The 16879-nt window shown below is 63.3% G+C and carries 14 protein-coding genes and 1 tRNA gene; 9 read left to right on the forward strand and 6 right to left on the reverse strand.

Features of this window, described 5'->3' with window-relative positions; genetic code table 11:
• The first annotated feature begins 39 nt into the window (after positions 1 to 39).
• Positions 40 to 2205: an NAD(+) synthase gene (locus ACX9NZ_RS03225; protein WP_302741919.1), complete on the forward strand. Its 2166-nt coding sequence runs from the start codon at positions 40 to 42 to the stop codon at positions 2203 to 2205.
• 14 nt (positions 2206 to 2219) lie between these two features.
• Here the strand turns inward: ACX9NZ_RS03225 and ACX9NZ_RS03230 are convergent, their stop codons facing one another.
• A complete protein-coding gene (locus tag ACX9NZ_RS03230) occupies positions 2220 to 2399 on the reverse strand; it encodes a hypothetical protein (protein ID WP_304292522.1) in 180 nt (59 codons plus the stop codon).
• Positions 2400 to 2426: 27 nt separating this feature from the next.
• On the opposite strand from ACX9NZ_RS03230, the gene ACX9NZ_RS03235 reads away from it, so the two are divergent.
• The 6 genes from ACX9NZ_RS03235 to ACX9NZ_RS03260 all read left to right on the forward strand — a co-directional run bounded on the left by ACX9NZ_RS03235 (position 2427) and on the right by ACX9NZ_RS03260 (position 10398).
• Entirely contained in the window at positions 2427 to 3950 is a 1524-nt protein-coding gene (locus ACX9NZ_RS03235) for a fructose-specific PTS transporter subunit EIIC (RefSeq protein WP_304292523.1), read from the forward strand.
• 106 nt (positions 3951 to 4056) lie between these two features.
• Positions 4057 to 4989, forward strand: coding sequence for a 1-phosphofructokinase family hexose kinase (locus ACX9NZ_RS03240; protein WP_118653277.1), 933 nt, complete (start codon positions 4057 to 4059; stop codon positions 4987 to 4989).
• Positions 4990 to 5290: 301 nt separating this feature from the next.
• Positions 5291 to 6457, forward strand: a complete 1167-nt coding sequence (locus ACX9NZ_RS03245; protein WP_118653375.1) for a pyridoxal phosphate-dependent aminotransferase — start codon at positions 5291 to 5293, stop codon at positions 6455 to 6457.
• Between the two features lie 148 nt (positions 6458 to 6605).
• Positions 6606 to 7556 carry an L-lactate dehydrogenase gene (locus ACX9NZ_RS03250; protein ID WP_407495944.1) on the forward strand — a complete coding sequence of 317 codons (951 nt, stop codon included), beginning with the start codon at positions 6606 to 6608 and terminating at the stop codon, positions 7554 to 7556.
• Between the two features lie 178 nt (positions 7557 to 7734).
• Entirely contained in the window at positions 7735 to 8964 is a 1230-nt protein-coding gene (locus tag ACX9NZ_RS03255; RefSeq protein WP_294123295.1) for a DUF2974 domain-containing protein, read from the forward strand.
• Between the two features lie 426 nt (positions 8965 to 9390).
• A complete protein-coding gene (locus ACX9NZ_RS03260; protein WP_294123297.1) occupies positions 9391 to 10398 on the forward strand; it encodes a nucleoid-associated protein in 1008 nt (335 codons plus the stop codon).
• A gap of 113 nt (positions 10399 to 10511) precedes the next feature.
• Here ACX9NZ_RS03260 and ACX9NZ_RS03265 read toward each other — a convergent pair whose 3' ends face one another.
• From ACX9NZ_RS03265 to rlmD, 5 genes are all read right to left on the reverse strand, one after another.
• Positions 10512 to 11069 (reverse strand): PTS sugar transporter subunit IIA, encoded by a 558-nt coding sequence (locus ACX9NZ_RS03265; RefSeq protein ID WP_118653283.1) that lies wholly within the window; start codon positions 11067 to 11069, stop codon positions 10512 to 10514.
• A 149-nt stretch (positions 11070 to 11218) separates the two neighbouring features.
• Entirely contained in the window at positions 11219 to 12229 is a 1011-nt protein-coding gene (locus ACX9NZ_RS03270; protein ID WP_407495948.1) for a P1 family peptidase, read from the reverse strand.
• A 171-nt stretch (positions 12230 to 12400) separates the two neighbouring features.
• Positions 12401 to 12952, reverse strand: a complete 552-nt coding sequence (locus tag ACX9NZ_RS03275) for a Maf family protein (RefSeq protein WP_294123304.1) — start codon at positions 12950 to 12952, stop codon at positions 12401 to 12403.
• Positions 12949 to 13494, reverse strand: a complete 546-nt coding sequence (locus ACX9NZ_RS03280; RefSeq protein WP_118653289.1) for a DJ-1 family glyoxalase III — start codon at positions 13492 to 13494, stop codon at positions 12949 to 12951. The genes ACX9NZ_RS03275 and ACX9NZ_RS03280 overlap by 4 nt, the downstream gene beginning before the upstream one ends.
• 95 nt (positions 13495 to 13589) lie before the next feature.
• Positions 13590 to 14903, reverse strand: coding sequence for a 23S rRNA (uracil(1939)-C(5))-methyltransferase RlmD (rlmD, locus tag ACX9NZ_RS03285; protein ID WP_302743042.1), 1314 nt, complete (start codon positions 14901 to 14903; stop codon positions 13590 to 13592).
• Positions 14904 to 15533: 630 nt separating this feature from the next.
• Between rlmD and ACX9NZ_RS03290 the strand changes: the two genes are divergently transcribed.
• Together ACX9NZ_RS03290 and ACX9NZ_RS03295 are read left to right on the forward strand one after the other, a co-directional pair.
• A tRNA-Ala gene (locus ACX9NZ_RS03290) sits at positions 15534 to 15609 on the forward strand.
• Positions 15610 to 15819: 210 nt separating this feature from the next.
• Positions 15820 to 16791, forward strand: a complete 972-nt coding sequence (locus ACX9NZ_RS03295) for a radical SAM protein (protein WP_317440224.1) — start codon at positions 15820 to 15822, stop codon at positions 16789 to 16791.
• Positions 16792 to 16879 lie beyond the last annotated feature (88 nt).

The raw sequence follows: 16879 nt of genomic DNA on the forward strand, positions 1-16879 counted from the left end.
TGAAACGCATATGAACCGAGGACAGTTCAGGAGGCTCGCATGGACGAGTTGAAGCTTGCAGGCGCCGAGATGGCCACCACGGACGCCGGCGACGGGTTCCTTCGCATCGCGGCGGCGACACCCGAGGTGCGCGTGGGCGACGTGAGGGCCAACGCCGAGGCGATCCTCTCGTGCGTGTGGCGCGCGGCCGATGAGGGCGTGCGCGTCCTCGTATTGCCCGAGCTGTGCCTCACGGGGTATACCTGCGCTGACCTCTTCCATGATCGCGCTTTACTGCGCGCATGCGAGAACGCCCTCGCTTGGCTGCTCGAGCGGACGTGCGAGCTGCCCGTGTTCTACACGGTGGGCATGCCGTATGCGAGTGGGGAGAGCATCTACAACTGCGCCGCCTGCTGCTGCGCGGGCCAGCTGCTCGGCATGACCGCCAAGACCCACCTGCCCAACTACCGAGAGTTCTACGAGGGTCGCTGGTTCACACCGGCACCTTCGGGACCGTATTTCATGATGCGTCCCATCGCCCATCGGATGGTTCCCCTCGGCGCGGGGCTCGTGTATCGCTGCGTGGACGAGGGGTGTTCGGACGTGGCGATCGGGGTCGAGATCTGCGAGGACCTCTGGGTTCCCAATCCGCCTTCCACGTCGATGGCGCTCGATGGCGGGGCGACCGTGATCTTGAACCTCAGTGCGAGTGACGAGGTGATCGGCAAATCCGCGTACCGTCACGACCTCGTGCGCGGCCAGTCCGCCCGTCTGTACAGCGCCTACGCCTACGCCAACGCGGGGGAGGGCGAGTCCACCACCGACCTCGTCTTCGCGGGTGAGAACCTCATCGCCGAGAACGGATCCCTGCTCGCCCGCACTGAGCTGTTCACGCGCGACATGGCCGTGGCCGATGTAGACCTCGACATGCTGGTCGCCGAGCGCCGCCGTTCGAACACGTGGGCGCGCCCGGCGGGTGAGGAAGCCCCTTGTCGCGAGGTGAGCTTCTCCTTTGGCGGCATGGGCGGCATGCTCGACCCGGCGACCAAGATGGGGCAGGCCGTCTTGTCCTGCACCTTCGCCGTCGGCGACGATGGAACCCGCCCGACCCCGGAGCAGGCCGCCGAGATGGACGGCTTGTCACCGGTGCGCGCCTACCCCATCACGCGTTCTGCGCTCGAGACCTCGCGCATCGCGCCGCGCACTCCGTTCGTGCCCGCGGGCGAGGCCGAGCGAGCCGAGCGCTGCGAGACGATCTTCAACCTGCAGGCGGCCGGCCTCAAGACGCGCCTGGCGCACACGTTCACCAAGCATGCGGTGATCGGCCTGTCCGGTGGTCTCGACTCGACGCTCGCCCTGCTGGTCACGGTGCGCGCCTTCGACGCGCTGGGGCTGCCGCGCTCCGGCGTCCACGCCGTGTCCATGCCGGGCTTTGGCACCACGAGCCGCACCAAGTCCAACGCCGAGTGCCTTGCCGAGCACCTCGGCGTCGACTTCCGCACCATTGCCATCGGCGAGGCGGTGAGCCGCCACTTCGCCGACATCGGCCACGACCCGAGCGTGACCGACGTCACCTACGAGAACGCCCAGGCGCGTGAGCGCACGCAAATCCTCATGGACCTCTCCAATGAGGTCGGCGGCTTCGTCATCGGCACGGGCGACCTCTCGGAGCTCGCGCTCGGATGGGCCACGTACAACGCTGACCACATGAGCATGTACGGCGTCAACGCGGGCGTGCCCAAGACGCTTGTGCGCCATCTCGTGGCATACGCGGCCGATGTCTTTGGCGGCGAGACCGCGGTGACCCTGCGCGACGTGCTCGACACGCCGGTGTCGCCGGAGCTTTTGCCGCCCACGGGCGACGGCGAGATCGCACAGCGCACCGAGGATCTGGTGGGTCCCTACGAGCTGCACGACTTCTTCCTCTACCACATGCTGCGCCATGGGTTCGCACCGGGCAAGATCTACCGCATGGCGTGCCGCACGTTCGCCACGCCCGCGGATGGCGGCCCGGTGGCGGGCGCCGCGCCCGCCTACGAGCCGGCGACGATCCTGTATTGGCTGCGGACGTTCTACCGCCGCTTCTTCGCCCAGCAGTTCAAGCGCAGCTGCCTGCCCGACGGCCCCAAGGTCGGCTCGGTGAGCGTGAGCCCGCGCGGCGACTGGCGCATGCCCAGCGACGCCTCCGCAGCCCTTTGGCTCGAGGAGATCGATAGTCTGACATAGGGACCGCGCTCGACTTACTCCATCTCCTTGTCGGGCTGGATAAGCTCCTCGTAGCCGCTGATGGCATCGCGCGCGCCGGGCAGCACCGAGAGCAGGAAGCTGTAGATGACCTCGATGATGAGGGTGGCGGAGATCTTGGAGAAGGTGAAGTCCACGGTGGTGAGGAGCGCCTCGTAGTTGACGGTGCGCAGCACGATGTCCGCGAGGCGCGCGAGCGGGGCGTGACTGTTGCCGCAGATGAGGATTACTGTGGCACCGCCATGAACCTCATGGTTCCTGTGCTCGCCGCCTACATCGCCGAGTCCATCGGCAAGCGCCCGGCGCTCGTCCCCGGCTTCGTGGCCGGCATGATCGCCATCCAGGGTCTTCCCGTGAACCCCGCGACCGGCCTCATCGACGCCGGCGGCTCCGGCGTGGGCTTCGGCTTCCTCGGCGGTATCGTGGGCGGCTTCCTCGCCGGCTATGTCATCCTGCTGCTCGAGAAGGTCTTCGCCAAGCTGCCCGCCAACCTCAACGGCTTGAAGGCGATTTTCCTGTACCCGTTGTTCTCGACGCTCATCGTCGGTCTCGTGATGCTCGGCATCTCCGGTCCGATGGTTACCATCAACAACGCCATGATGGACTTTCTGCGTAGTCTGCAGCACGCCGGCGCCATTCCGCTGGGTATCGCCATCGGCTGCATGTGCGCCGTCGACATGGGTGGCCCGGTCAACAAGGCGGCCTACGTGACCGGCACCATGCTGCTGGGCGCCGGCCTCGAGGCTGGCGTGGGCACCGCGGAGTACGCCGACGGCACCGCGTTCATGGCTGCCGTTTCCGCTGCCTGCATCGTTCCGCCGCTGGTCACGAGTTTCGCCGTCATTGCCGGCAAGAAGTACTTCTCCCAGGAGGACCACGATGCCGGCATCGTCAATATCATCTTGGGCTGCACGCACATCACTGAGGGCGCCATTCCGTTCATGACCAAGAACATCTGGCCGGTCATGCCCATCACGATGCTCTCCGCGGCGATTGCTTCCGTGCTTACCCTGCTCTTGGGCGTTCACGTGCCCGCTCCGCATGGCGGCTTCTTGGTCCTGCCCGTGGTCGATGGCGGCCTGCAGTGGGTCCTCGCCATCCTCGCCGGCACGGTCGTGGGCGGCATCCTGTTCACCGCGTTCAAGAAGGCCGAGTGGACGAAGGCCCAGCGTGAAGCCACGGCCGAGGTGGCGGTCAACGATGCCCCCGCTCCTGTCGACGCTACCGCTGAGGCGGCTGAAGCCCCTGCTGAGGTTCCCGTTGACGCCGACGACTCCGAGGGCTTTGTGAAGGACTCCGATGTCCTGTCCGCCACCGATCTTGACCGCGACGGTGCCCTTAAGGCGATCACCGCCCACGCTGTCGAGGCTGGTATCGCCAGCGACTCCGATGCCCTGCTCGCCGCGTTCCTCAAGCGCGAGTCCGAGGGAACCACGGGCATGGTCGATGGTTACGCCATCCCGCATGCCAAGACCGATGCGGTGGTGCGTCCCGCGGTGGTCGTGCTCAAGGCCGCAGATGGTGTCGCCGCGTGGGATACCATGGACGGCGCTCCTGTGACCTGCGCCATCGCCCTGCTCGTGCCGGAGTCCCAGGCGGGCACCGCTCACCTACAGATCCTTTCCAAGGTCGCCACGGCCCTGACCGACGATGTCTTCCGCGCCGCCTGCAAGGCCGAGGACGATCCCGCGAAGGTCGCCGGTCTTATCAACGAGCGACTGGCGTAGGACTTCCTCGCAACGCTTGCCTGTCGGTCGGCGGCGCACCTCACCGCGCCGCCGACCTTCTCATTCATTGCCCTCTGTGCCCGAGGTCGTAAGAAAGGGGCGGCACATGATCTACACTCTCACTCCCAATCCGGCCATCGACTACAACATCTGCTGCGATGGCCTGCAGCCAAATACGGTCACCCGCACGCGCGATGCCGTGTACACGCCCAACGGCAAGGGCCTCAACGTCTCATTCACCCTCGACCACTATGGCGTCGATACGGCGATTCTGGGTTTCTTCGCTGGATTCTCCGGCCGCTACATCGTCGAGGGCGCGCGTGAGCTCGGCGTCGGCGTCAAGCCTGTTTGGACCGAGGGCATCACGCGCGTGAACGTCTTTTTAAATGCCGGCCCCGATACCGAGTACAACATGGTGAACGCCGGTGCCGCGATCACCGCGGCGGACGAGCAGGCCATGTTCGACCTTATCAGCGGGCTTGAGGACCTCGACTGCCTGGTGATCTCGGGTTCGCTGCCGCCGAATGCTTCCGAGGGCTTCCTGCGCGGCGCCATCGAGCGCGTTCGCGCGAAGGGCGCCCAATTCGTACTCGACATCTCGAGCCCTCAGCTCGCTGAACTTCTCGAGCTCGAGCCGCTGCTCATCAAGCCGAACGATGACGAGCTTCGCGACATCTTCGGTATCGACGTCACCGCCGGTGATGATGCCTCCGTGGCGGACGCTATGGCGGAGCTGCATGCTCGTGGCGCGCAAAACGTTCTGCTCACGCTTGGTGGTGCCGGAGCGTATTTCTCAAATGGGGAGCACTTGTGGTTCTCCAACCGCACCTTCGATGTGGAAGTCCGCTCCACGGTGTGCGCCGGCGACTCCTCGCTCGCTGCCTTCCTTTCCATTTGGTTTGCCGAGCGCGACCGCGTGGAGGACGCGCTGCGCCGTTCGATGGCGACGGGCGCCAATGTGGTCGAGTGTGCCGGACTGGGCGACTTCGCCCATGTTGAGGAGTACGAGAAGAATATCGAGGTCCGTCAGGTCAAGTAGCGGGACGCTAGTTTCGACCCTTGGTGGCTATCGGGCCCGGCCATGCTCATTGTCCAGTGGAACCGCGTTTTGGCCTCGTCGAATCGTTCGGCGGGGCCTTATTTTCCCCGTTCGTTCCCCTCTGGGGGCAACAGGCGCATAATGGATGAAGCGCCCAACGTGGTGGGGTTGCCGATCCCGTCACGGGGCCTCGCGTCCGTGCGTCGGCCGTCGCCCTTGAGTAGGCGCGCGGCACCGCATGAGATCGAACGCCCCGAAGGCGCACGACATGCAACCGCTGCGCACGAGAAAGGACCAGTTCATGCAGTTCTCAAGCCGTCTCGACCGCTTTGGCGCCGAGGTGTTTTCCTCCCTCAACGCCCGCCGCGTCGCCCTCGAGGAACGGGGCCGTACGATCTACAACCTTTCTGTGGGTACGCCTGATTTCGCCCCGTACCCGCATGTCGTGGAGGCGTTGACCGAGGCCGCTCAAGATCCGCAGATGTGGAAGTACTCCCTGCGCGACGTGCCTGAGCTCAAGCAGGCGGTGTGCGACTACTATGCCCGTCGTTTTGGCGTCGAGGGCATCACGCCCGACATGGTAGCCTCGTGCAATGGCACGCAGGAGGGCGTGGGGCATTTGGGCCTCGCCTTGCTCGACCCGGGCGATACCATTCTCGTACCCGATCCGTGCTATCCCGTCTTCGAGGCGGGCGCTAAGATCGCCGACGCCGAGCTCGCCTATTACCCGCTCGATGCCGAGCATGATTTCCTGCCGTACGTGGCGGGCATCGACCCCGCGGTGGCGGACCGCGCCAAGTACATGATCGTCTCCCTTCCGGCAAACCCCGTGGGGTCTGTGGGCAACGATGCCCTCTACGACGAGATCATCGCGTTCGCGCGCGAGCACGACCTGCTCATCGTCCACGACAACGCCTACTCCGACATCGTCTTCGACGGCCCGCGCGGCGGCACGTTCCTCGCGCATCCCGGCGCGCTCGAGGTTGGCGTGGAGTTCTTCTCGCTTTCCAAATCGTTCAACGTCACGGGCGCGCGCATCGGCTTTTTGGTGGGTCGCCCCGATGTGGTCGCCGCCTTTGCCAAATTGCGTAGCCAGATCGACTTCGGCATGTTCCTGCCCATCCAGAAAGCCGCCATCGCCGCGCTCACCGGACCACTTGAGGAAGTTGAGGAACAGCGCCTCACGTATCAGGAACGTCGCGACGCCCTGTGCGATGGCCTCGAGCGCCTGGGTTGGGAGCGCCCCAACGCGCATGGCTCCATGTTCGTATGGGTCAAGTTGCCCGGTGGCCGTACCGATTCGATGGCATTTTGCGAGGAGCTCATGGAGAAGGCCGGGGTTATCGTGACGCCCGGTGCAAGCTTTGGGCCCCACGGCGAGGGGTATGTCCGTATGGCGCTCGTTCTGCCGCCTGAGGGCCTCGAGCGCGCCGTCTCCGCCATCGAGGAGGCGGGTATTTTAGGGTAGGTCCCAGCGGGGGCATGTCTTATAATCGGTTTTGCAAGTTTTCACAAGTGCAAATTCGGCGAACGTGTCGAGTGGTACCGTGAAGTGTCGCAAATAACGTAATTGGTAATTGCTCGCATGGGTCGAGCATTGGAAAGGAAGTATTCACATGGTTAACGATCGTAAAGTCGCCGTGATTGGCTGCGGGTTCGTCGGCTCGTCCTCGGCATTCGCCCTTATGCAAAGCGGCCTCTTCACCGAGATGGTCCTCATCGACGTCGACCGCAACCGCGCTGAGGGCGAGGCTCTCGACATCGCCCACGGCGTCTCCTTCGGCAGCCCCATGAAGATCTACGCCGGCGACTACTCCGACGTCTCAGACGCCGCCGTCATCGTCGTTACCGCCGGTGCCGCCCAGAAGCCCGGCGAGACCCGCCTCGACCTCGTTAACAAGAACGTCGCCATCTTCGGCAGCATCATCCCCCAGATCCGCGAGAGCGGCTTCAACGGCATCCTGCTGATCGTCTCCAACCCGGTCGACGTTCTCACGTACGCCGCCATCAAGATGAGCGGCCTGCCCGAGCGCCAGGTCATCGGCTCGGGCACCGTACTCGACACCGCCCGCCTCAAGTACATGTTGGGGGGGCACTTGAGCGTCGATCCGCGCGACGTTCATGCCTACATCGTGGGTGAGCACGGCGATTCCGAGGTCGCCGCTTGGTCCAGCGCCACGGTCGCCGGCGTGCCGCTGAATGATTACTGTGAGCTGCACGGTCATTTTGACCATAAGGCCGCGGAGGCTCGTATCGCCGATGATGTGAAGAACAGCGCCTACGAGATCATCGAGAAGAAGCGCGCCACCTATTACGGCATCGCCATGAGCGTGCGTCGCATTTGCACCGCCATCATGCGCGATGAGGACACGGTCCTGCCGGTATCCAGCCTCATGGTGGGAGAGTACGGACTCAACGACCTGTGCATCTCCGTGCCGACCGTCATCGGCCGCAACGGCGTGGTGACGCGCGTTCCCGTCGCCCTGTCCGATGATGAGAACGCCGAGTTCCAGAAGTCCGCCGCCGCCCTCAAGGCCATCATCGACGACGCCGGTCTCAACGACTAACGTACTTGTGGGGACGGGTGCATAGTGTGTGCGTCCCTCGTCGAGAGCATGTCCAGGCCCCCGGTTCCCTAGCGGGAGCCGGGGGTTTCTTTCGCCCGCGCCTCGTCGCCGTGGGCTTTTGGGTGCACGCACGGGCTAGAATGGTCCAAACGGATGGTCGATGGGAGGCGGACGCTCCATGGAAGAAAAGGGAAAGCTGTCGCTCAAGGCAAAACCCGCCGGGAATTTCCTGGATTACGTGCGTACGGCCATGGATACGTTCGAAGAGCGTCCCCTGTGTACGGTCGACAGCCTGGTGTTCTCCTGGCTCTCCTACACGCACGTGGGGCCTGAGCTCACGCGCGCGTGCACGGTGCGCGGGGTCGCCCTGCATGAGCTCCTCCGAGCTGAGGATTTCGACGATATGTTCGGAACGAGCTGGGATGTACAGGGCAGCCGGGACCTCCTATTCGCCGTATGCGCGAGCCCGCGGTTTCGGTCGTGCCGCCTGTCCATCTTGCGGTTCAGGACGGACAACGTGAGCGAGGAGCAATTCGCCGCCATGACGTTTCGGCTTCCCGACGGTTCGTCCTATATCGCGTTTCGCGGGACTGATTCCACCGTTGTGGGCTGGAAGGAAGACTTCAACATGACCTTCCTGAGTCCCGTTCCCGCCCAGGAGGAGGCTGCCGCATATGTAGACGATGTTGCCGAGCTGACGTCCGGCACGTTGTACGTGGGTGGTCATTCCAAAGGCGGAAACCTCGCGGTGTACGCCGCCGCCATGTGCGTGCCCGTGCACCGGGAGCGCATCCGGCGCGTATTCTCTCACGATGGTCCGGGATTCCATCGCGAGTTCTGCGCCGCGGAGCCCTATCGTCGCATTATGCCCATCATGGAGAAGACGGTGCCCAAGTCGACCATGATTGGCGCCGTGCTTTCCGAGGCGCCGGATTTCACACCGACTATCGTCGAGAGTGACGGCATGTCGATGCTCCAGCACAATCCCTTCCTCTGGGCCGTGGACGTCGATGCCGCCGAATTCGTGCGGGCAGATGGCTATACCGCATCATCACGGCTCTTCGATGCAACCCTCGACGCATGGATGGACAAGTACACGCTCGCCGAGCGCGGTAGGTTCGTCGATGCGCTCTTCGACGTCATCGGCGTGACGGGTGCCACGCATTTTTCGGATATCATGGCGGATCGCAAGACGAATGTGCCGCTCATGCTCAATGCCGTCGAAACGCTCGATGAGGACCTGCAGCAGTTCGTTAAAGACGTGGTCATATCGTTCGTGAAAACGGCGACGGTCGAGCGTGCCGCGGGGGCGGCGAGCGGCATCATCGACTCCCTCAAGAGCGCGCATCCAGCCTTTGGGGCAATCGCGCAGCGTGTTGGCGATGGGGAGATGAACGTCCGGTCGTGACGGGGCGATCGCTCCTTCGGCAACGCCTCCGATGATAATGACTTTCATGCTCGGTTCCTTTCGTTGGGGCCCCGGTGGTTGTCGGACAATCTGGTGTGTACAGGTGGACCGGATGTAGGCATCGCGGGTTGCGGGAGACGTGGGGCTTTTGGACGATGCGACACCTCTGGCGGTAAGAATGTCGAAAATCCTCCGGTTTTCAGACTCTGTTATCAACATTCTTACCCTCGATTGGCAAGTAAGCATGCCGACGGTGCCTCGTGGTTGCGCTAGCCTTTCGCTTGCATCGGGGTGTGCGCCCCGGGTGTCCTATCGGTATCTACCATACGCAAACGCCGTCTCCTTGTCTGTGACTTCGTCACCAAGGCGCTGCAAACAGCCGCGGGTATAATGGCGAAGTTCGGATGATACAGAAGGGACCGCTTCGTGAAGATCAACCACGCCATCCTGCATATCCTCGACTTCGACTCCGCCGTCAATGTGCTGAGCGAGCGTGAGCTCGATTTCGATACCCGTGCCGTGCGCTCATTCGTGAGCTCCCATTTGCGTCGAGCCCGCACGAGCGTCGACAACCGCCGCGCCGCCTTCGCGCAGGACAGCGCGTTTGCCGGCGAACTCAAGGGGTATTTCTTCGGCGATCGTGAGTTCGTCGATCTCTCGCAGCAGATCGCGGAGTTCTTCGCCTCCGAGCTCTCGAAGGCTGACAAGCTCGAGTCCACCGACGTGCTCGTGGCCGATTTCGAGGACGACGACGATGTGCGCTGGTTCGCGGTTCTACTCATGGCGAGCCGCACCGCGTTCATGCACGAGGTGGCGCGTGAGGGAGGCGAGGTTCGCAACGACATCGCCAAGCGCTATGCCATCCTGCCCGGGCCCTCGCAGAAGGTATCCTCTTACGCGCTCGTCCGTGCGAGCTCCATGGAGGCGTTCTACGTGGATAAAAAGCGCAAGATCATGGGCGAGGACACGTTCGTGATTCCCGATGGCCTGCTCCAATGCGAGGGTGGCGTCTCGGGCAAGGAGGTCATCGAGGCGGTGACCCGCATCGTCGAGGAGGTCGCCGAGGAGCATGGGGCGAACACCGCGGTGGCACTCGCGAAGGCGAAGGCCGCCGTCGCCGAGAAGGTCGAGGTGGATGAGGAGATCGCCCCCTGGGATATCGCCGAGGACATTTTCGAGGACGAGCCCGTACTCAAGGAGCGTGTGGAGGAGCGCGTGCGTGAGGAACGCCTACCCGAGCGCGTTGCCGTCGAGCGCGCCGTGGTGGAGCGCGCACCGGTGCGTAATCATAAGATCCGCACCGATACGGGTATCGAGATCAGCTTCCCTGCGGAGATGCTCAAGGACACCGAGTACGTTCAGTTCGTGAACGAGCCCAACGGCCTCATCTCCATCGAGCTGAAGAACATCGGCAGCATCGAGAACAAGAGCTGATCGTCTAAGGCGAAAGGTTGCCAAACGGCCCGGAAGGCGTAACGAACGTACTGCCTTCCGGGCCGTATGCGTGCCCGGTTCTTGCTGAAACGGGACGTTAGATGCGGAGCGGATTACTTTACGAGCATGAGTGCATCACCGACCTTGACGAGCGGGCGTCCGCCAAGCAGTGTGTTGGAGGAGCCCACGAGGTCGATGGACTCGAGCTCATCGGGGTTGCTCACCACGCAGGTGACCACGTCATCGCAGCCCGCGGCCTTGATTGCCTCTTGATCGAAGGACAAGATCGGCTGCCCGGCAACGACGATATCGCCCGCCTCGACATAGCGGATGAAGCCCTTGCCGTCCATGTTGACGGTGTCCAGTCCAATGTGGACGAGGATCTTGGCACCTCCCTCGGTGAGCATGCCGATGGCGTGGTTGGTGACGGTGACCGCGTCAATGCGGCCGTTTGCAGGTGCGTACACGACGTTGCCAACGGGCAGGATGCCGTAGCCCTTACCGAGTAGCCCCTGGGCGATGGCTTCGTCGTCGATCTCCTTTTGGCTCACGAGCATACCCGAGATGGGCGCATACACGGTGTCGCCGCGCGTGGCGAACATCGCCGGCACCGGCGTTTGGGCATCGTCGGTGCTGTGGAACACGCTGGTGATTTTGGAGATAAAGCTCATTGATTGCCTCCTGTGGCGAGCGATGCGCGCCGAGTCCTTCGGCGCTTAAGACGTGTTAATCCTAGCCGATTTCGGGCTCTCGAGCGGGGACGCGGCAAGCGGAGCGGCCAACGGTCGCGTCATCGCCATATCATGGCGCAGGCCGGCGATTATGAAGCGGCGAGATCGCGGTGGGCCGGCAGGCCATGCAGCCCCGTAGCCTCGGTACATCCGGCGACGATAGCCGCCTCGAGCGTCCTGGTCGCCATGAGTCCGAGAAGGTCGATGGGGATTGCGGCGCTCGTCTCCTCATCGAGCTCGCCGCTCGCGAGGATGTAGATCGTGTCGCCGTCATTGCTGGTGTGGGTGGGGCGGATGGTATGCGCATAGGCGTCCGCCGCCATTTGGGCAACCTTGGTGGCATGTGCCTTGGTGAGGTGTGCGTTCGTCACGATGCAGGAGATGGTGGTGTTCGTGCGGTCGAGCGGCATGGTCAGCTGCTCCGCCATGTCGAGCATCGCTTCCTCCATGTCGACGATCTCGGCTCCGTCGGTGCTGGTGCGCATACCCGCGATGGGGGAGAGCGTCGCGGGATCAATCACGTTGCCCACGGCGTTTACCGCAGAGATGGCTCCCATCTGAAGAGCGCCCAGCTGGAAGGCGCGTGCGCCAAGACCCGATTTCATGCAGCGGTCGGGTCCGCCGAGTTTGCCTACGGTGGCTCCGGTGCCCGCTCCGACGCATCCTTCGGCAAGGGGGAGCGATGAGGGTGTGACGAGCGCCTCGCGCACCGCCATGGCGCCGTCGAAGCTCGTGGGGCGCGCATGAGGGTTGGCGAAGGCGAGGTCGAACAGGCAGCTGGAGCACACGATGGGAACACGGCCTACGCCCACATCGAGCCCGATCCCGTGCTTCTCGAGCTCGGTGGCGGCTCCGGAAGCGGCCTCGAGTCCAAATGCCGATCCGCCGCTCAGTATAACGGCGTGCACCTTGTCGACGGTGTTTTCCGGCCTAAGTAGGTCTGTTTCGCGTGACGACGGTGCCGCGCCGCGCACGTCCACACCACCCGTCGCCCCTTCGGGCGCGATGATCGCGGTGCACCCGGTGCCTCCAGCTCGGTCCGTGTAATGCCCGAACTTGAACCCCGGGATGGACGTGATGGGAATGGGGGTGAGGCTCATATCAAATCCGTTCTTCTGGAAATATGATGTAAGCGAGGCGGGGGTGGGGGCGGCGGAGGGGCATATAAGGCCCGAGACGAGTTCCGCATGAGCCGAAGAGCCCAGTGGGCTCTTCGCGCGAGCCAGAACTGTCCGAGTATCGGGCCTTATATGCCCATCCGCCGCCCGCAATTATCCTCGCAGCCTACGAATGACCTTCGCGATGGGGAGACCGACCACGTTGTAGAAGTCACCGTCGATCTTCTCGACGAGCATGCGGCCATGTTGGCCTTGGATGCCATAGGCGCCCGCCTTGTCCATCGGCTCACCGGTTTCGACGTAAGCGTCGATTTCGGCGTCGGTCAGCTCGTAGAAAGTGACGTCCGTGATGTCGACGAAGGAATTGACGGAATCTCCCCGCGCGATGCAGACGCCCGTGGCGACCTGGTGGGTCTTGCCTGACAGGCTATGCAGCATACGGCGCGCATCGGCCTTGCCAGCGGGCTTTCCAAGGAGCTCGCCGTCCAAAGCGACGATGGTGTCGGCGGCGATCACAGGCTCGTCGAGTTCGGCGTGCTGCCGCGCAACGGCCTGCGCTTTGGCGCGAGCAAGGCGCTCAACGAGCTCAAACGGCCCCTCACCGGGGAGGACGGACTCGTCGATGTCGGCGGGGATCACGCGGATCTCGAAGCCCGCCTCGCCCATGAGCTCGATGCGTCGAGGAGATTGGGATGCGAGGATCACAGCTGGATGCCGTCCTTAACCTTGTCGACGGCGACCTTGCCGGCGATGTCGTTCAAAATGGCGAGTGCGAAGGGAAGCGCCTGCCCCATGCCGGAGGCGGTGATGATGTTGCCATCGACGATCACGGTACGCTCTCCAGCATGGCAGCCCTCGGGGAAGTTGCTGTCAAAACCTGGGAAGCACGTGGCGCGATGCCCCTCCAAAACGCCCAGTTCGGCCAAGATGAATGGGGCGGCGCAAATGGCGGCGACGTGTTTGGTGGCGGCGAACTCGCGCACGAGCTCGCAGACGCGCTCATTGGCGCGCAGGTTCGTGGCTCCGGGGAGTCCTCCGGGGAGCACGATGTAGTCGTAGTCCGAGAAGTCGATCTCGTCGAGCATGGCGTCGCAGGTCACGGGAATCTGCTGGGAGGTGACCACATCGCGCGAGTCCATGATTGAGACGAGCGCGGTGCGAACGCCACCCCTTCTCAACACGTCGACGACGGTTAGGCATTCGATGGTCTCGAAACCATCTGCGGCGAGTACGGCAACTCCGGCCATGGCAGGTCCTCTCGATTGGGTGCAGCGATGCCGGACTTATACCCGATTCGCCCGCGCCCATATCAATGACGCACATGGTGCAATTGGGGACGTGTCTATGCGCGGGTGAGCCTTACGACGGTCTCGCAATGGAAGGTCTGCGGGAACAGGTCGACAGGTGTTGCCCAGACCGGGCGGAAGGTGCCCTCCTCGACAAAGCGGCGCAAGTCCCTGGCGAGGGTGGCGGGGTCGCATGACACGTAAGCGACGTCGCGGGCGCTCGTGGATGCGATGAGGTCGATCGCCTCGGGCGCAAGGCCGGCTCGCGGCGGGTCGACAACGAGTACGTCGGCGTCCTCGTCGGGGAACTCGCGCACGGCGTCGCCGCCGATCACATCGACGTTGGTGAGGTTGGCGATGTCGAGGTTGCGGCGCAGGTCGCGCACGGCGGGTCCATAAGACTCGACGGCGCTCACGAAATCGCAGCGGCGGGCGAGCGGCAGGGTGAAGGTGCCGGCGCCGCAGTACAGGTCGATACCGAGCTCGTTGGGCTGTGGGTCCAGCGCCTCCATGACCAGGTCGATGAGGATCTCGGCCGCCTTGGTGTTTACCTGGAAGAACGAGGGCGCGGACAGGCGCATGTTCTCCTCGCCGATCTTCTCGGTCCAGGAACCTTCGCCGGCGAGAGCCTCGACGCCGGCCACGCGGCGGGCGCGCTTTTCTCCCTTGGACATGACGCGTACCACACTTGTGGCGCGCACGGCATCACCCAACACGCGTGAGACCTGGGCGCGCGGGAACGCTCCGGTGGGGGTCCACAGGGCGACTTCTAGCGCGCCGGTGCGACGGCTTGAGCGGATGCCGACGCGTTCAAGTTCGAGGTCACGAGAATTGCCGAGGAAGCCGAGGGCTCCCGTGACGGCTTTGATCGCCTTGGCGTGTTTCTTGCTGAAGAGGGGGCAGGTGTCAACTTTGATGATCTGGTTCGGATCACGTCCATGAAGGCCAAGGCGGAACTTACCGTTTTCGCGGATGGGGGCGAGCTCGATCTTATTGCGGTATCCCCAGGGCTCTTTGGCATGGCGAATGGGGCGCATGAGAGCGGAGACCTCATCTGCAGAGAATTTACCGATGCGCATGAGGGCACTGCGGAGGTTTTCCTCCTTGGCTTCGAGTTGTGCGTCATATGCCAGGCCGCCCCACGGGCACCCCCCGCAGATGCCGGCAAAGGGACAGGGAGAGTGCTCGCGCATAGGGGAGGGCTCGATGACTTCTTCGACGGTGGCGCGGGAGAACGAAGGACCGTTCTCCGTGATGCGGGCTTCAACCGTATCCCCGATGAGGCCACCAGACACGAAGACCGCCTTCCCCTCATCCGTGTGGGCGAGTCCGTTCGGTCCGTAGGTCATGGTTTCGATGCTGAGCCTCATAGCGCCTCCTGTGGAGCGTTTTCGAATGAGCCAAGTATTGCAGTTCGGGGGGCATATCCGCGCCATGGCGCACAAAATTGGCCGCATATACGCGGCCTGTACACAATCCTCCACCAACAACTTTTCTAAGTCAAGACTGGTATCGCAATCGACATGCCGTATGATGAAGGTGTTCCGCCCCCCGCGGAGCAACTGGGTGAACCGTCGCGTTTATTTAGGGAGCCCACACAGTCGGCATAGTACAGGTATCCTTCGTTGTTAAGGAAGCTGGAACCGCACGATGAGGGCACCCACCTTGCAGAGGTGGGTTCATTTTCGTGAAGTGGGGGGCGGTCTTTTTGTGTCGCTACGTGAGAGAGCCTATGTGAGGGAACGTGGGTTTGAAACAACAGAGGTTCTTTCAAACCCACGTTCCCTCACATTTTTAGGCCTGGTAATGTGATTTATCATGGGTTTGAAACGATCACCCTGATTTCAAATCGACGTCTCCTCACAATATCCCGGCCATCTTATCGACCTCTTCGGCCACCGCGCTTGCGGCACCACGTTCGGGTTGCCGATGCTGTAGAAAATAAACTCAGTTTTTGCGTTGACATCGCGCGTGCGGTTGCTAGAATGTTCACTTGTCCTGGGGACGTAGCTCAGCTGGGAGAGCGCCTCGGTCGCATCGAGGAGGTCGAGGGTTCGATCCCCTTCGTCTCCACCACAGGATTTGATTAGGCTCCGGCAACGGAGCCTTTTTCATATGTAGAGGACCTGCTTGCGGCGGGTGTTCGGGGCGCCCGATCCGCTTTGGGTGCCCAGGTTCGCCCGTTCCGCCTCAAGCGCTCGCTGGCGCCTGTGTCTGCGGTCCGCATTTTCGGCGTCGATGCCCGACTTCCGCGGCGCGAGCCGCTTGTCTTGAAGGACGTACGCTATGATCGCCTTGCTCGATCCGTCATCTCTTATCCATTGCGAGCTGTGCCCCCGCCGGTGCCGCGCCAACCGTGCCGCGGGTGAGCGCGGCGTGTGTGGGGCCGGAGGTGCGCTCAAGATTGCCCGTGCTGCCCTGCATTTTTGGGAGGAGCCTCCCATTTCGGGAGAGGCGGGGTCCGGTACGATCTTCTTCTCCGCATGCCCACTCAAGTGCGTCTATTGCCAGAACCACGAGATCTCGACGGGGGGATTCGGCATCGAAGTCGAACCGGAGCGTCTTGTCGAGATCATGCTCGAGCTCCAGGCCCAGGGTGCGCATAACATCAACCTGGTGACGGCGACCCATTTCGCGCATCTGCTGCCCGATGCAATCGCCGAGGCCCGCTCCCAAGGCCTCTCCATTCCCATCGTGTACAACACAAGTGGATATGAGCGCGAGGAAGCGGTTGCGGAGTTGGGCGATCTCGTTGACATCTGGCTCGTTGACTACAAGTATGCTGATGCCTCTTTAGGGCGTGCGCTCTCGCATGTGCCCGATTACCCAGAGGTCGCATCGAGAGCCCTCAAGCGCATGTGCGCCGAGGTCGCACGGCGCGGGGGAAAGCTCATTCGTGAGGATGGCATCATGGAGCGCGGCGTCATCGTCCGCCATCTCGTGCTTCCCGGCAGCGCGGCCGACTCGTGCGCGGTCCTCGATCGGGTCTGGGAAATCGCCGGGGATGTACCCATCTCGGTGATGAACCAGTACACCCCGAATGAGCGGATGCGCGCCTCCGAGGGGGATCTGGCTCGCGCGGTGAGCGCGTCGGAGTACGAGCTCGTGCTCGATCACGCCGACGAACTTGGCTTCACCACCATGTTCTGGCAAGAGGGCGGTGCCGTGGACGAGAGTTTTACCCCGGCGTTCGATACCACCGGCGTGTTGCGCGCCGCCGACGCCGTCGATGCCGCCGATTCAGCTTGCCGCGGATAACGCGGCGCTGGGGTTTCGCGCTCGTTTCGCGGGTATCGCCACGCCCGCTCCTCGAAATAATCTCCCATGCTGAACGGGTATACTGCTT

The organism is Collinsella sp. BM28 (genome assembly GCF_054551995.1).

What these genes read in the sequence shown, in the direction of transcription:
- ACX9NZ_RS03255 (WP_294123295.1), top strand. Translation starts at nt 7,735, where the DNA reads ATGGAAGAAAAGGGAAAGCTGTCGCTCAAGGCAAAACCCGCCGGGAAT.
- rlmD (WP_302743042.1), bottom strand. Translation starts at nt 14,903, where the DNA reads ATGAGGCTCAGCATCGAAACCATGACCTACGGACCGAACGGACTCGCC.
- ACX9NZ_RS03250 (WP_407495944.1), top strand. Translation starts at nt 6,606, where the DNA reads ATGGTTAACGATCGTAAAGTCGCCGTGATTGGCTGCGGGTTCGTCGGC.
- ACX9NZ_RS03270 (WP_407495948.1), bottom strand. Translation starts at nt 12,229, where the DNA reads ATGAGCCTCACCCCCATTCCCATCACGTCCATCCCGGGGTTCAAGTTC.
- ACX9NZ_RS03225 (WP_302741919.1), top strand. Translation starts at nt 40, where the DNA reads ATGGACGAGTTGAAGCTTGCAGGCGCCGAGATGGCCACCACGGACGCC.
- ACX9NZ_RS03240 (WP_118653277.1), top strand. Translation starts at nt 4,057, where the DNA reads ATGATCTACACTCTCACTCCCAATCCGGCCATCGACTACAACATCTGC.
- ACX9NZ_RS03245 (WP_118653375.1), top strand. Translation starts at nt 5,291, where the DNA reads ATGCAGTTCTCAAGCCGTCTCGACCGCTTTGGCGCCGAGGTGTTTTCC.
- ACX9NZ_RS03265 (WP_118653283.1), bottom strand. Translation starts at nt 11,069, where the DNA reads ATGAGCTTTATCTCCAAAATCACCAGCGTGTTCCACAGCACCGACGAT.
- ACX9NZ_RS03295 (WP_317440224.1), top strand. Translation starts at nt 15,820, where the DNA reads ATGATCGCCTTGCTCGATCCGTCATCTCTTATCCATTGCGAGCTGTGC.
- ACX9NZ_RS03280 (WP_118653289.1), bottom strand. Translation starts at nt 13,494, where the DNA reads ATGGCCGGAGTTGCCGTACTCGCCGCAGATGGTTTCGAGACCATCGAA.